Source organism: Natranaerobius thermophilus JW/NM-WN-LF (assembly GCF_000020005.1).
Taxonomy (GTDB): Bacteria; Bacillota; Natranaerobiia; order Natranaerobiales; family Natranaerobiaceae; genus Natranaerobius; species Natranaerobius thermophilus.
The window spans coordinates 501,642-516,690 of record NC_010718.1 but is presented as its reverse complement, the minus strand read 5'-3'; the positions used below and the strand labels follow the sequence as shown (position 1 = coordinate 516,690).

At 38.2% G+C, this 15,049-nt stretch carries 15 protein-coding genes; 3 read left to right on the top strand and 12 right to left on the bottom strand.

Going from position 1 to position 15,049, the window contains the following annotated elements:
* Positions 1 to 100 precede the first annotated feature (100 nt).
* The gene (locus NTHER_RS02585; protein WP_012446970.1) at positions 101 to 811 is read left to right on the top strand and encodes a coenzyme F420-0:L-glutamate ligase; all 711 of its coding nucleotides are present in this window, start codon (positions 101 to 103) and stop codon (positions 809 to 811) included.
* Here NTHER_RS02585 and NTHER_RS02580 read toward each other — a convergent pair.
* A complete protein-coding gene (locus NTHER_RS02580) occupies positions 786 to 1,382 on the bottom strand; it encodes a PH domain-containing protein (protein WP_012446969.1) in 597 nt (198 codons plus the stop codon). The genes NTHER_RS02585 and NTHER_RS02580 overlap by 26 nt on opposite strands.
* Before the next feature lie 188 nt (positions 1,383 to 1,570).
* On the opposite strand from NTHER_RS02580, the gene NTHER_RS02575 reads away from it, so the two are divergent.
* Both NTHER_RS02575 and NTHER_RS02570 read left to right on the top strand, forming a co-directional pair.
* Entirely contained in the window at positions 1,571 to 1,765 is a 195-nt protein-coding gene (locus NTHER_RS02575) for a DUF378 domain-containing protein (RefSeq protein WP_012446968.1), read from the top strand.
* Positions 1,766 to 1,997: 232 nt separating this feature from the next.
* On the top strand, positions 1,998 to 2,699 hold the full coding sequence (locus NTHER_RS02570) for a cell wall hydrolase (protein ID WP_052291932.1): 702 nt from the start codon (positions 1,998 to 2,000) through the stop codon (positions 2,697 to 2,699).
* A 92-nt stretch (positions 2,700 to 2,791) separates the two neighbouring features.
* On the opposite strand, the gene NTHER_RS02565 is transcribed toward NTHER_RS02570, so the two are convergent.
* From NTHER_RS02565 to grdA, 11 genes are all read right to left on the bottom strand, one after another.
* Complete coding sequence (locus NTHER_RS02565) at positions 2,792 to 3,379, bottom strand: uracil-DNA glycosylase (protein ID WP_012446966.1); 588 nt, start codon at positions 3,377 to 3,379, stop codon at positions 2,792 to 2,794.
* Positions 3,380 to 3,524: 145 nt separating this feature from the next.
* The gene (locus NTHER_RS02560) at positions 3,525 to 3,740 is read right to left on the bottom strand and encodes a hypothetical protein (RefSeq protein ID WP_012446965.1); all 216 of its coding nucleotides are present in this window, start codon (positions 3,738 to 3,740) and stop codon (positions 3,525 to 3,527) included.
* Between the two features lie 17 nt (positions 3,741 to 3,757).
* Positions 3,758 to 4,759, bottom strand: coding sequence for an ABC transporter ATP-binding protein (locus NTHER_RS02555; protein WP_012446964.1), 1,002 nt, complete (start codon positions 4,757 to 4,759; stop codon positions 3,758 to 3,760).
* 3 nt (positions 4,760 to 4,762) lie between these two features.
* The gene (locus NTHER_RS02550) at positions 4,763 to 5,746 is read right to left on the bottom strand and encodes an ABC transporter ATP-binding protein (protein ID WP_012446963.1); all 984 of its coding nucleotides are present in this window, start codon (positions 5,744 to 5,746) and stop codon (positions 4,763 to 4,765) included.
* A gap of 12 nt (positions 5,747 to 5,758) precedes the next feature.
* Entirely contained in the window at positions 5,759 to 6,673 is a 915-nt protein-coding gene (gene opp4C, locus NTHER_RS02545) for an oligopeptide ABC transporter permease (protein WP_012446962.1), read from the bottom strand.
* A gap of 62 nt (positions 6,674 to 6,735) precedes the next feature.
* Positions 6,736 to 7,701: an ABC transporter permease gene (locus tag NTHER_RS02540; protein ID WP_012446961.1), complete on the bottom strand. Its 966-nt coding sequence runs from the start codon at positions 7,699 to 7,701 to the stop codon at positions 6,736 to 6,738.
* Positions 7,702 to 7,812: 111 nt separating this feature from the next.
* Positions 7,813 to 9,534, bottom strand: coding sequence for an ABC transporter substrate-binding protein (locus NTHER_RS02535; RefSeq protein WP_012446960.1), 1,722 nt, complete (start codon positions 9,532 to 9,534; stop codon positions 7,813 to 7,815).
* A gap of 813 nt (positions 9,535 to 10,347) precedes the next feature.
* Positions 10,348 to 11,508 carry a glycine/sarcosine/betaine reductase complex component C subunit alpha gene (grdD, locus tag NTHER_RS02530; protein WP_012446959.1) on the bottom strand — a complete coding sequence of 387 codons (1,161 nt, stop codon included), beginning with the start codon at positions 11,506 to 11,508 and terminating at the stop codon, positions 10,348 to 10,350.
* A gap of 11 nt (positions 11,509 to 11,519) precedes the next feature.
* Positions 11,520 to 13,073 carry a glycine/sarcosine/betaine reductase complex component C subunit beta gene (gene grdC, locus NTHER_RS02525; protein ID WP_012446958.1) on the bottom strand — a complete coding sequence of 518 codons (1,554 nt, stop codon included), beginning with the start codon at positions 13,071 to 13,073 and terminating at the stop codon, positions 11,520 to 11,522.
* Positions 13,074 to 13,192: 119 nt separating this feature from the next.
* On the bottom strand, positions 13,193 to 14,500 hold the full coding sequence (grdB, locus tag NTHER_RS02515) for a glycine reductase complex selenoprotein B (RefSeq protein WP_012446957.1): 1,308 nt from the start codon (positions 14,498 to 14,500) through the stop codon (positions 13,193 to 13,195).
* Between the two features lie 27 nt (positions 14,501 to 14,527).
* Positions 14,528 to 14,995 carry a glycine/sarcosine/betaine reductase complex selenoprotein A gene (grdA, locus tag NTHER_RS02510; RefSeq protein WP_012446956.1) on the bottom strand — a complete coding sequence of 156 codons (468 nt, stop codon included), beginning with the start codon at positions 14,993 to 14,995 and terminating at the stop codon, positions 14,528 to 14,530.
* Between the last annotated feature and the right edge of the window lie 54 nt (positions 14,996 to 15,049).

Sequence of the window (15,049 nt, the reverse complement as noted above, 5' to 3'; positions counted from 1 at the left end):
AATCATAATAAACTTTAGTGCTTATTTCCTGTATCCTGATATATTGTGTTCAAACAGGGAATAATAAGCTATTGAGAATTAAGTCGAGGAGTTGTCGAAAATGACTGCAGATAATCCTAATAAAACAATGGCTGGAAAACCTCTAACTGTAACAGTTAACAATCAAAAATTTATGCGTAAAGCCATCAAAACACATTTTATAACTACCCAAGATAGTTATTTAGATATTATTCATAAATACGTAGGGCCTATTCATCGGGAAAATGATATTTTAGCCGTAAGTGAAAAAGTCATTTCCGTTACACAAAATCGTTTAGTTTATAAGTCCCATATCAGAGTTGGTACACTGGCTAAAATACTGTCAAAATTTGTCCATGTTACTCCTGCCGGTAAAGGTGTAGGTAATCCTTATAAGATGCAAGTAGCCATAGAATCAGCTGGAGTTTTACGTATCTTAATAGGTGCTTTATTAGCAGCAATTACTCGGCCCTTAGGTATCAAAGGAATATTTTATAAAGTGGTAGGTAATGAAGTTTGGGCAATAGATGGATTTAATGATCTGGCCTTTGACTATTATGACGATAAAGGAGTCTTGACGCCTGAAAATCCAACTGAAATTTGTAATGTAATTCAAAATGAACTTGGAATTAAAACTATTATAGTTGATGCCAATGACATTAATGTGGAAATACTTGGTAAATCTCAAGGTGTATATTTATCTGATGACACTATCAAACAAATCTTACAGGATAATCCGGCTGGTCAAAGTAATGAGCAAACTCCCTTTATTCTGGTTCGAGAAGTCGAATAAACTGTACCCTTTTATTGATTTCCTCAATAAATTCAGCTTCATTTTGTGGGCTTATACCAATGATTCCACTTTTTGTTCTAATCAACACTATATCTTTCATTGCCCTAGTTGAACACATGAAAATTTTACCTTCGCCGCGATATGAGTTGACCCACTGGGCAAAACCCGGAACTATCACACCTATTCCTAGAGAAGGAACCAAACTTTTGATTTCCACCTCATTGACCAAATATAAATCAATTTGGTAAGCAAAAGGGCCAAAATGTAATACTAATTTATCTCCCGAAAGTTCATATTTCATATTGAAAAACCATATTAACAATAGAATGCCACATATAGCAAGGATAATAAAAATTCCAATGGATACTAATGCACCTAGTCCTCCTGTAATTCGATAAGACAGAAATGCAACCCAACTTAAAAACGCAAATAACAATGTCAACAATAAAAGTGATAACCATCCAAAAGATTTCTTAGGATAAAAAAAATAATTATTTCTCATTAATTGTTCTTGATTGCTGGAATGACCTTCTACGGATTGTATGCCAGGCTGATTAGTGTTACTTCTCATAAAATTATTCCCCTCAATCAATATATTAGTTGAAACCTTCTCTTTCTTAGTTTGCTATATAATGATATCAAAAAATTCATAGATAGTTAAGTCATTTTGATTCTATTTATTATGTAATATATAAAATTTTCCTGGGAATAATACTTGTGAGGTCAATTTACTAAAACATACTTAAAGGAGTGAAAACAATGGATAGAGTAGCTCTTATACTGATGATTATTGGAGCCATTAATTGGGGGCTTATTGGCTTTTTCGGTTTTGATTTAGTTGCTAACCTATTCGGAGGTCAGTTGGCTCCACTAAGTAGAATAATATATGGCCTTGTCGGGTTAGCAGGTTTATATTCAATTTCATTGTTGGTTCGAGACAGAGAACAAGTTTAATTTTTATTTATGTGAGAGACCGCCTAAGGATGGCGGTCTTTTTTATATTCTTGGCAACCAAACCATATTAACCCAAGATCTAATATTATGTTAACAAAATAAGTTTGAAGATGTTTTTTAATCACATTCTGTTTAGATTACTATACAGGAAATTTTACTGATTTGTAAGCTTGTACCCCCCCTGTTATAATCGATGGAGTACAATTTTATGTTAACAAAAGGGGGGATCAGATTGTTACGAGTTTCAAAAGTGCTAGTAGTTTGTCTGTTAGTCAGTGGGTTATTATTCACATCCTTAGGAGGTGGCCAAGTTCAGGCAGCTTCTGAAACCCACACAGTATCTTCCGGGGAAACTCTTTGGAGAATTTCCCAGTGGTATGATGTATCCTTGGAAGATTTGAGAAGTGTAAACAACATATGGCACAATTATATTTATCCTGGACAAACTTTAACAATTCCATCAGGTCAGGAAACTGAAACCAAGGAATCCAGTAATGAGATTCAGGAAACTGAAACCGAGGGATCTAATAGTGAGAGCCAGGACACTGAAAGTGAATCTAGTTGGCGCAGACTAGATATATCTAGTTATGAACGAGACTTAATCGCCCGTATAGTTTATAGTGAAGCCAGGGGAGAACCCTATGAAGGGCAAGTAGCTGTTGCCTCAGTAGTTATCAACAGAGTTCTCGATAATCGATGGCCAAACAATGTAGAAGGGGTAATATTTGAACCATTAGCATTTACACCTGTTCATAATGGCCAATTCTGGCTAACACCAAATCAAACTGCCTACGATGCTGTAGAAGATGCACTCAAAGGTTGGGATCCCAGTGATGGAGCGACCTTCTTTTACAATCCCATCACCGCTACATCAAGCTGGATTTTCACTAGAACGACAATTAAACAAATTGGAAGCCATGTATTTGCCTATTAAGCATTAACGACTCTCCTTTTGGAGGGTCGTTTTTTAATTAAAGGTCTATAGCAAGGTGGTTAAGATGTTTTTTTCGCATACCAAATTACAAGTTAATCGATGTCATTGTTAGTTAATTCCATATATTTTGCTTTTAAATTTTGTAGATCTTCCCATGATTCCTTTTTTTTGGCTGGATTCCTCAGTAAATAAGCTGGATGGTATGTAGGCAAGATATGTATTCCTTTGCGTTCTAACCAACTTCCTCGGGCTTTAGTAATTTTCATATTTTTGTCTATTAACCCCTTTAATGCGGCTCCTCCCAAGATAACTATAATTTTAGATTGAATTAAGCGGATCTGCTGTCGTAATATAGGTAAACAAGTATCCATCTCTTCTTGATTCGGGGTTCTATTATTAGGTGGTCGGCATTTGACTATATTAGTAATATAAACATCATCTCTAGAAAAATTTATAGCTGCTAACATTTTTGTCAATAATTCTCCCGCCGGTCCAACAAAGGGGCGTTGCAGTTCATCCTCTTTTGCCCCGGGACCTTCACCTATTAACATAATATCGGCTTGTTCGTCCCCTTCACCAAATACTACCCCATTACAAGTTTCCCTTAAGTGACAATTTTTACATATAAGTGCTTCTTTCTTTAGCGATTCTAAATCTGTTAAATGGGTATAGGATTGCACAGAAATATCCCCCTTTATGAAAGTTAACTATTTTTTATTATAAAATAAAAACACAGCTATTACCAGTAATTGACTGGCAGTAGCTGTGTTTTTTAGAATGTGCTTTTAAAAAACAGTCACTGACATGACAGTTTATTAATCAAAGTTAAACAAAGATCAGAAAAAAGAGCATAATCAAGAATAAGTAACTAAACAAAATTATAAGGAATCGCGGAGCGAGAACACTCGCTGCTGCCACTGTTAAAGCTACGGCATCTTTCCAGTCCATGTCATCCACATTATCTTGAACTATTTGTTGAGTTTCGCTGTCTAAATCCTCATTTTTATCTTTTTTTACTCTAGCTCTATCTTCAAAAAACATGGGATTCCCCCCACAATTTAATATAAATGGCACTCCACATAGTGATCTGGAGCAACCTCTTTAAATTCCGGAACTTCTTGGGAACATCTCTCTTCTGCTTCTGGACAGCGCGGATGAAATTTACAACCCGAAGGTGGATTTGCAGGACTGGGTATAGTCCCTTTTAGAACTATTTGTTCTCTAGCCCCTCTATTTCTAGGATGAGAAGGCGGTATAGCTGATAGCAGCGCTCTTGTATATGGATGATGTGGATTGTCAAACAACGCTTTCTTGTCTGCCAGTTCAACTAAATTCCCTAGATACATAACACCAATCCGATCACTGATATGCTTTACTACACCTAAATCGTGAGCAATAAATAAATAAGTTAGTCCCATCTCTTCTTGTAGATCCATCATCAAATTCAATATCTGGGATTGAATGGAAACATCAAGGGCAGACACAGGTTCATCAGCTACTATAAATTCTGGATTTAATGCCAGGGCTCTAGCTATTCCAATCCGTTGTCTCTGACCTCCACTAAATTCGTGGGGATAACGACGAACATGGTGACCCTGTAAGCCACTCTTCTCAATAGCATCTTTTACCCGATCTCTTAGTTCTTTGCCTCGAGCAATTCCGTGTTCTTTTAAAGATTCACCAACAATTTCTGACACATTTAACCTGGGATTTAAAGAACTATAGGGGTCTTGAAAAATTATCTGCATTTTTTGACGCAAATTTTTCATTTCATGTTTATTCAAATTATAAACATCTTGACCTTGATAGAATACTTCCCCTTGAGTTTTTTCTAATAACCTTAGAATGGTTCTACCTGTTGTTGATTTACCACAACCTGATTCTCCTACCAAACCCAAAGTTTGCCCTCTTTTTATATTAAATGAAACGCCGTCCACAGCTTTCACGTGTCCAACTACCTTTTTTAGTAGTCCACCCCTAACAGGGAAGTGTTTTTTTAAATTATTAACTTCGAGGATATTTTCTCCTGCTTCTGGCATTCTGTTAACTGCTTCCTGCATTTATTAGCCCACCTCCTTATCTTCCGAATACAACCAGCATCTCACCTGGCGACCATTTAAATCCATAAGGGGTGGCATCTTTTCTCTACATTTAGTCATTTCATGATCACACCTGGGATGGAAGGGACAACCTTCTGGCATAGTCAATGGATTGGGAACAACTCCTCTAATAACTTTTAACCGCTCGGCTTCTGTATCCATTGTTGGTATCGATTCATGTAATCCACTTGTATAAGGATGAAGTGGCTTATCAAAGATTTCAAAAATATCAGCTTGTTCTACAACTTTGCCAGCATACATAACTACAACCCGGTCAGCCATATCTGCAATTACCCCTAAATCGTGAGTTATAAGGGTTATTCCAGTGTCATACTGTTCTTTCATATCCTTAATGAGCTCTAAAATCTGTTTTTGGATAGTAACATCCAAAGCTGTGGTAGGTTCGTCAGCCAGTAGTAGACTAGGATTACAAGATAGTGCCATGGCGATCATAGCTCTTTGTCTCATACCACCACTAAACTGATGCGGATACTCATCAATGGCTTCATTGGCACGGGGAATGCCAACTGTTTTTAACATCTCAACGGCATGATTGCGTGCTTCTTCCATAGACATATTTCTGTGAAGCAGTAATGCTTCCATAATTTGATCTCCCACTGTAAAGACAGGGTTTAGTGATGTCATGGGTTCCTGAAAAATCATAGCAATATCATTACCACGAATATTTCTCATTTTATTTTCTGGTAACTCTAGCAAATTAGTACCTTCGAAGTTAATTTCACCACCTACTATTTTCCCCGGTGGATCTTGGATGAGTCTCAATATCGACATGTTACTGACACTTTTTCCACATCCTGATTCACCGACAATTCCTAAAATTTCTCCGCGATTTACGTGAAAGTCTACTCCGTCCACAGCTTTAACGGTGCCATCTTCTGTATAAAAATAGGTCTGTAAACCCTTTACTTCCAAAAGTGTGTCGGACAAAAAGTGCACCCCCTACTCTTTAAGTTTAGGATCAAGAGCATCTCTCAGCCCATCTCCCAGTAAGTTTAGACTCATAACAGCCAAGAAAATCATAATACCCGGTGGTACCCACTGCCACCATCTATTTCGAATAATATAGGATTCTTGGGCAGCAGATAGCAAATTGCCCCAGGTGGGAGTTGGTGGACTTACCCCTAATCCCAAATAGCTGAGAAATGATTCAGTTAATATCGCACCCGCTATACCTAAAGTAGCCGAAACGATAATTGGAGCCATAGTATTGGGAATCAAGTGTTTTATTATTTGGGTACGGTCACTAAGACCTAGAGCTTTAGCAGCTTCAATAAATTCTTGTTCTCTCAAGGATAGAATTTCCGCTCTTACAATCCTGCAGATACCCGGCCAACCAATAATTGCTATTACCAGCATGATATTGTAAATACTTGGTCCCAGTATGGCGACGAAAGTTAAGGCAATTGGTAAAAATGGAAAGGACATAAAGACGTCGGCTATCCGCATGATAACATTATCAACTGCTCCTCCGTAGTAACCTGCGATACCTCCCAAAGTTACACCGATCAAAATCCGCAGTAAAGTAGCAAAAATACCCACAGATAAGGAAACTCTACCTGCATACAAAAGCCTGGTAAACATATCTCTGCCCCTGTCGTCGGTCCCTAGAATGTGTTCACTATCTGGCTCGGCATCGGCATTAGCATAGTCAATAGTATCCCTATCATGGGGCGTCAAAAATGGAGCAAAAACCGCTCCAAAAACCAGTATTAATAAAACAATCAGCCCGATCAAAGCTAATCTATTTCTCTTAAAGCGTCTCCATATAAGTTTAATAGGACTTTCAACTTCCTCAGACAAGCCATGAGATTGAACTTCTTGACTTGTACTTTCATTCAGTTCATTTTTAGCCAAGTCATTCCCCCCTTTAGGCATACAGATATCAAGTATTATAAATAAATTATTTTTTAAAGAAATTAATCATACCTGATTCTGGGATCTACAAAGGCATAGGCAATATCAGCTAGTAGATTTCCGAGTAATATAAATATGGCAAGGAACAAGTTTACTCCCATCATTAGTGGATAGTCACGCTGCATAACTGCATTATAAGCCAACCTTCCCATACCAGGCCAGCCAAAGACAATTTCTACTACTAGTGAACCTGAAAAGAGCATGGGTAACTGAAAGCCCATTAAAGTGATAATTGGAATCAATGCATTTCTAAGAGCGTGTTTGTATATAACGATTCTTTCTTTTAAACCTTTAGCACGGGCAGTCCGAATATAATCCTGTCTGATAACTTCTAGCATACTAGATCTGGTGTAACGCATAAAATGTGCAGCACTGCTAAGGCCTAATACAATAGCAGGTAAAACAAGGTGATTTGCTACGTCTAATATATTCCACGGAAAGGGAAAGTCCGCTCCAGAGGTCTGCATTCCCCCAGTGGGGAACCACCCCAGAGCAACTGCGAAGACGCGCATCATCACCAATCCAAAGAAAAAGTTAGGAATAGATACACCGATTAAGGCAAACACCGTAAAGGCATTATCAACACTGGTATATTGGCGGGTAGCCGATATAATCCCTGCTGGTATGGCTACTACTAGAGCTAATAAGAATGCACCAAATGATAATATAAAAGTAGGCCCTATTCTATGAGCTATGAGAAAACTTACATCTCTTCTGTACTGAAACGACATACCCATATCGCCTTGGAATAGATTTCCCATATAATCTAAGTACTGTATATGTACGGGTTGATTTAATCCGTATTGTTCTTCAATACGCTCTCGAGCTTCTGGTGTCATATCCGGGTCTTGATGTAAACTAGCCAAGGGATTTCCAGGTGCTAATTGAAACAAGCTAAAGAGAAAGACAGTAATTCCTAGTAACACAGGGATCATTATCAGTACTCGCCTAACTATATAAGTTCCCAAAAGTATATCACCCCTTTATTTTAGCCTGAATAATTGTTTTAATAATCTGGGCATGTGAGTGGCACATGCCCAGATGGGGTTGTACTCGCTATCTTAGCTACTTATTTCTAATTATTCTTCGTAGTCTGTTACTTCCCACTCGTGGATATTCCATGTCAAGTGTTGGAATGCAGTTGGTTCATAGTTTTCAACTCGGTCATTTGTGGACCAAATCTCTTTGTTACTGTAGACAAAGATATAGGGTAGATCTTCATTAAATAGTACACCTAGTTCATTGTAAACTTCTGCTCTTTCATCTTGATCAAAGGTTTCAAGACCTTCTTGCATCAATTCTTCTGCTTCTTCGTTGTGATACATTCCGTAGTTTAAGCCAGCATCGGCATATTCTACACTAAAGATATTAGATGGATCGGGTTCGGCTGATAGTGACCAACCCATATTCCACATATCTACATCTCCGCGGTCCTGATCAATTCTGTCGGTCAAGGTATTGAAATCGTAGTTTTCGATTTCTAGTTCTACTCCTATTTGTGGCCATTGTTCTAAGGCTAGAGTAGTTAAATGTTCGGACCATTCGTTGTCAGCAATGGTTTCCCATGTAAAGGATAGTCTCTCTCCGTCTTCATTTACTCGATACTCTTCATTGTCATCCCACTCATAACCCGCTTCATCAAGTAGTTCATTGGCCTTATCAGGGTCATAAGCATAATCGTTCATATCGTCTTCATCGGGATATGCCCATGATACGGGTGAAAACGGAGTGTATATCGGTTGAGCCAATTCATCTCCAAACATTCCATCAAGGAAAGCTTCGATATCAAGGGCATAAGCTAATGCCTGCCTAACCTCTTGATGCTGCAAGTGTTCATCTTCGTGGTTCAAACCAATATAAGTATAGGCATTATCAAAGAAAGTTAATGCTTCCTGATGGTCTATATCTTCTAACATTTCCATATTTTCTGGAGTTGAACTTACCTGGACAATATCAGCTTCTCCTGTTTCAACCATTGGAATTTGTTGTTCAGTTTCAGTTTCTTCGTAGATTATTCGATCCACATTTGGTGCACCATGGTAATAGTCTTCAAAGGATTCTAAGATAGCATGTTGATCCGGACTGTATTCTACAAGTTCGAAGGGACCACTTCCCATTGGGTCGTCTGTTAAATCCTGGAAGTCTTCATAGTTTTCAAAATCATAATAATGTTTTGGCATTATCATTACTGCAAAATCAAATATGTTATCAGCACTAGGTTCTTGAGCTTCAACTACCAAGGTATAATCATCTTCTACTGTAATTCCTTCTAGCTCGTCAGTTTCTCCTTCTCGAAATTCATCTACACCCACTATATCGTCGGAAAAGCTGGAGCGTGGTCCGTCGTAATCAGGGTGAGCAGTAACTTCTAAAGAAAAGGCCACATCTTCGGCAGTTATCTCTTCTCCATCGTGAAATTCCCATCCTTCACGTAAGTGGAAAGTGTATACAGTGCCATCTTCTGAGATTTCATAATCTTTGGCAACTGATCTCTGATCAGTTGTTAACTGTCCATTTTCATCTACTGTAAGTAGTGAATCAAAAATCATACCTAAAACCCAGGAGTCATAAACACCACTGTATAAAACTGGATTGAAAATTCCTTCTAGATCTGGACCTCCAATTACAATTTCATTAGGTCTTTCTACAGCAGGATTATCTACTTCTGCTGGAGCCTCTTCTTCTTCCTCTGCTTCTGGATCCTCCTCTTTAGCTTCTTCTGGAGGTGCACAGCCACCGATGGCTACAGCAGTAGCAAACATCAATGCCAGAAATAATACAAATAACTTTCTGCTACTCATTGAAAAATCCCCCTCATCTGATATTTTGGTTCTGTCCGTATTTTGACACTTTATTTTATCTCACTACTTTTTGAAATCACCTCCTCAAATTTCAATTTTTCAAAAAATATACATGCCCCCTCCTTTGTTTTAAAAAGTGATTAAAGTTATTAAATTATACTAAACTAAGCAAATAAGAATTTAATACAAAGGAAGGATGTATATTACATACTCGATTTGGCAATGATAGAATATGAGGTAAAGTTGGAGTTATCTTACAGTGTTAGTAACTTTTAAGAATAATTAAATAAATATCAATTTTCAAAGAATATCGAATAGATTTTAGCCAAGAGATTATAAATAGAAGATTTTTGTTACTGTCTTAAAAAAAATGTGAGCATGTACAACGAGTATGTGCTAACATAATTCAGAGAAAAATCGAAAATAGTAATCTAAATTTTCCATCAACTTTAGTTCCTTGGAAGCTAGACCAGTGACTCATCTGAGTTATTGGTAATTTAACTAACTGCGATTACGCAATATCTAGTTCATAAATTTATGTTCGGGATAACTCAATTCGCTAACAACCCTTTAATTAATTAAAACTTTTACTTTTTATTTCCGATTTATTAAATATTTGCATATATTATAATAAATAGCATTAGGATATGCAATACATTTTACTATCTTTTTTAACTTTTTGGTTAAGTTTTTAATTTTTTAAAATTTTTTAACAATCTTAGTATTTAATTGTTATATTTAAAGAGAACTTTTTCAAATAAAGTAAATAGATTTGTAGACTGCAACCGGCCGCCAATGCGGCCGGTATTTTATTTAACTTAGATAACCATGTTCTCTGAGGATTTTTTCTGCTTCTTCTTTATCTTCAGGAGCAACCATGACTACGGGACCAGCACAGCCCATTCCCGTTTCTGCATAAACGTCTTCTTTCCATAAAACCTTTCGAGCATCTTCTAAAATCATGATGTCCATACCTGAGATTTCTTCACTAACAGGTTTTTTGGGAGGTGGTGTGACTTCTTCTGTTTCTCCTGCATCTTGACTAGATTTCGATCCTTCTAGTATCTCATTTAAGCCAGCCTGTTCCGCTTTTTTAAATTCTTCATTAGTTAATTTAACTATGCCACCGGCACTAGCTTCTGCTGCAAATTTAATAGCACCGGCAATCACTGGGGCACCAGAAGCCCTAGAGATAATGTTCACGACTTGCTTTTGATCTTTACCAACTCCAGGCCCATAACCATAACCTAAAGACTCGTAACTTCCACCTGTGGTATAGGCTGAGAAGATTTTCATTAGAAGGTTTCCTGTTAATGTATCAGTGACCATTACATCAGCTGAACCTGCTAGTAGATCGTTTCCTCTCATGACGAAGCCACCATCTTGTCTGGCCGATTCTGCAAACTCAATAGAATAACCATTTTCTTTTAAGTCAATAAGTGCCTTTTCTACTTGTTTGGCTCCATCCACATTCAGTATCCCAATTTTAGGATCAGGGTTACCTAAGGCCTTGGCAGTAATCACACCGTAAATGGCATTTTTAATCATGGCCTCAATCCGATTCATTCCGGCTGTACCTGTAGTCGTGGCTATTAACATTTCTTTACCTAACCCAGGGGTGATCACCTTTCCTACTGTGGCCGTTCCAACTGGGAAATTGTAATGCATAGTTACTGATGCATCGGCTTCCCCTTTTGATAACAAATCTTCCATAGTTTTGTGGACAGTTTCCTCACAGTCTGTCTCTTTAGCATATGTTAGTTTAGTGTCTACTTTAGGCCCAACTAGAGTAATATCTATTCCTGGGTTTTGTTGCTTTGCCAATTCTGCACCTTTAACCACTTCTTCAGGACCATGTTCACTTCCCAAAGTTGTTACACAAATTTTAGATTTTTTACCGTATTGACCGGACTCTAAAGCTTCAGCAAGTTCATGAAAAACTTCTGATAATTGATTTTTAACTTTTTGAGACAAGATTTCACCCCCTAACTGTCTGACTCGTTATCTGCATTTTCAGATAAAGAATCTGCTAAGTCCCGTAACGAACCAGCTACTATTTGTTTGATTTCCTCTTTTGAAACTGTTCCTTCCTCATCTACATCACCTTGATTAGGTTCCATTACAAAAGAAATTCCATCAAATAAGTTAGTCAGTCGCCCTAAGAATAAACTACCTTTTCCAATTATCATGGCTTTACTTATCTCGCCCTTATCAAGCATACGCCTAGCGTGACCAACAAAGGGGACACCTGAAGGAATATGTCCTTGAGTAGGTGCAAAACCTGGCATGCCTCGTTCCTGCACAAAATTCATCATGTCTTTCTTCTCTAACTGACCTTTTTTAACACCTAAGGCACCAATCATCTTATAATTAGAAGCTGGTACATCACCGGCACCGGCAGGTTGAGTCAGTTCAGGGTTTTGCATTTCTACCGAATATTTATCTATATCTGTAACCGTTAATCCCAATTTTTCTAAAGGAGTTGTTGTTAAAGAGGAAATCACAGCTTGAGGAGCAGAACCTGTACCTACATTGTGTTTACCTATAGCATCAGTTCTGATAATGGGGTTTTGACCATCATTTTTACTTATTAAAAGTGCCAATCCTCCTAAACAGTCTTCAAGCACAGGCATTTCCTGCTTAACATGATCCTTACCATTCATTCCGAGTTTTGCAACTGCCCCACCTGCTACGATAGCTACTTGTTCATATACTCCTGCTTCTACTAGTGCAGCTGCATTAATCATTGCATGGGCAGGAGCAGAACAAAATGTCCTTACATCGGAACCAGTAGCATTTTCACAACCAGCTATTTCTGCTATTGCCTTGGCAAAATTGCCTCCACCTCTTTGGTTAACATCTCCACATGCTTCTTCACTGACCTCCATTACATAGTCAGTTTGTGATAAATCTACTCCTTGCTGATTCCCTAAGTGCAGTAATGCCAAAGAACCTGAAGCTTTTGCCATTAAATTTTCAAGCATAACATGAGCATTTAAATTTTGGTCGGTTTCGTGGGCAGATTTAACACAACCCACCAAATTATCATCTATATATAGAGGTTCTCCATTACCATTATCAACTATCTCCTTTATTTCATCTTTATTTGTTCCAGAGAGTTTCGCCACATGGTCTTTTGTTATTACAGGGTTTTTTTCCAATTTAGGTTTGATTTCGTTAACAAAATTTTCTTCCAATTTAACCAAATCAAATGAATCACTAATTTGAACTAAACCGAAAAACTCATCCTCTGGCATGATTTCTCCCCAGTCACTATACCTATCACCTTGATCAAGGTTTTGATACCAAGGTTTTTCTATTTGAGCTAGTTCATCAGGAGAGATATTTCCAATGTAAGTTTGATTAGGGGGGTATTTAACGGCATCTTCAAAAGAACGCATGTAATTAGGAAGATTTTTTAAATAATCACTTTCTGGGTTTTTGTGTCTATCTGATTGCTGGGTCGAACCATGATATTTCATCGTATTGGGAGCATGCACAAGAATATAACTGTTACCACCAACTACGGAAGCCGCCATATAAGTCACCTCCATCTCATCTTAATTACTAAGAAGTCCTTGTCCTTTATCTCGAATAAAGGGGATAAGCATAGATACTTATCCCCTTATAAATAGCAAACACATTCCATCAATTGTCACTAGTCCTCAAAAACAGTTTGAGTTTCTAGCTCGGTTTCTAAAGCTTTGAGTGCTTTATCAACCAGATCCTTTCTCACCTTAAATTCTTCCTCTTCGTCTAGTTTTGGATTGCCCAGTGGATGTGGAATAGCTACAGCTGGAACTATTCTATTAGCTCCCACAGTCTTTGAAATCGGCACTATTGAGGCCACATGAACCGCTGGTAAACCAGCACGCTCGTATTCTTTAACCATCGTTGCACCGCAACGAGTACATGTGCCTCAGGTGGAAGTCTGTATAACAGCATCCACACCGTGATTCTTTAGATCCTCTGCTATTTCAGCCGCATATTGTTGAGCATTTCCAACAGAAGTTCCATTTCCTACTGTAGAATAGAAGTATTCATGTAACTCAGCAATTCGACCCTCTTGTTCAAGTTTCCTAGCCGCATCCAAGGGAAGAACTCTATTGGGATTTTCATTGGCATAAGTTGGATCATAACCACCATGTGCAGTTTCATGGCTTTCTGCTGTCAAAGTATCCATGCCTTTTAATTCATATTTTCCATATTTAGAAGCACTGGATGACTCAATTCCATCGGGATTTCCTTTAGGTACAATTCCACCTGAAGTTACCAAGGCAATTTTAGCATTTGCCATATCTTTTATAGCAGGTTGAGGATCAACCCGATCAAAGTCTGGCATGGGATATTCTGTGTCGAACTTCTCTTGATTAAGTTTTTTAACCAGCATATCCACACCCCGTTTGGAACCGCGCTCCTCAAAAAAGACATTTTTGCGAATTCCTCGGGGGATATAACCTTCTTCCTTAGGAGTTCCCAGTTCTTCGCCTCTAAGAATTTTCTTAGATAATTCGGCTATGGCTGGAGCAGCTTTTCTCATGCCAGCAGCGGAATCTGATGTTTCAATTATATAGGCATACTTTTTGTACATATCAACACCGGGGTTCTCCGGATACATACCTGAAACTACAGGTAGTTCAAACTCAGTTGCAGCCAGTTCAGCAACGCCGCCAGCTGCTGTTCCATATCTCCCAGCATTAAAGGCTGGACCAGTAATTACCAGATCAGGGTCATAATCCCGTAAGACTTTACGAATTTCTTCTTTAGCCTCTTCGGTATTAGAAGAGAAATAATCATCACCACAAATGATAGTGGCAACAATTTCACCTTCATCTCCTAATTGACCATTTAAAGCGGTTCCAGGTCCAACAGGTTCTTCCTTCACAAATGGCGCCGTATCAGCCTTTTCCTCACCACCGATCTGGCCAAAGAACTGGTTTATATAATGGACTATTTTTTTAGACACCTTCGTCCCTCCTTTCTTCAGGGGAAATTACAAGAACTTACAATACTTTTCCCGATACTCTTTGACCTCTTGTATAATTTCATCAACTTCAAGTACCATTTCCATCATTTCTACCTGTTCTTCGTACACCGAAGAATCTACAGCTTCCTTCACTTCCGGTTCTACTATGTGATAACATTTGAGTCCTAACTGGACTCCCGCCAATGGACCTGCAAAAGTTGGGTCACCATTAGTAACAGTTTCAGTTGCTAGTCCTGAACCTTCTGCATCTGCTCCTCCTATGATTACAATCAAGTTTTCAGGACCGTGTTTGTCAGTTAATTCTTTGACCCGCTTTTGATTTTCAAGGTCCATGGCACCTGCGGACGTTCAGACGAAACATTCAGTAGTGCTGTATACAACTTCTGCTCCTGTTGTTTTGATGCACTCTTCAATAGCAGGGCCAGGGATGCCATCGCGATCACCTAAGATAACTACTTTTTTACCTTCAAACATAAACTCACCTCCACTTAATAGTAATATCTTTAAATTCAGGTATATGTTAATTTA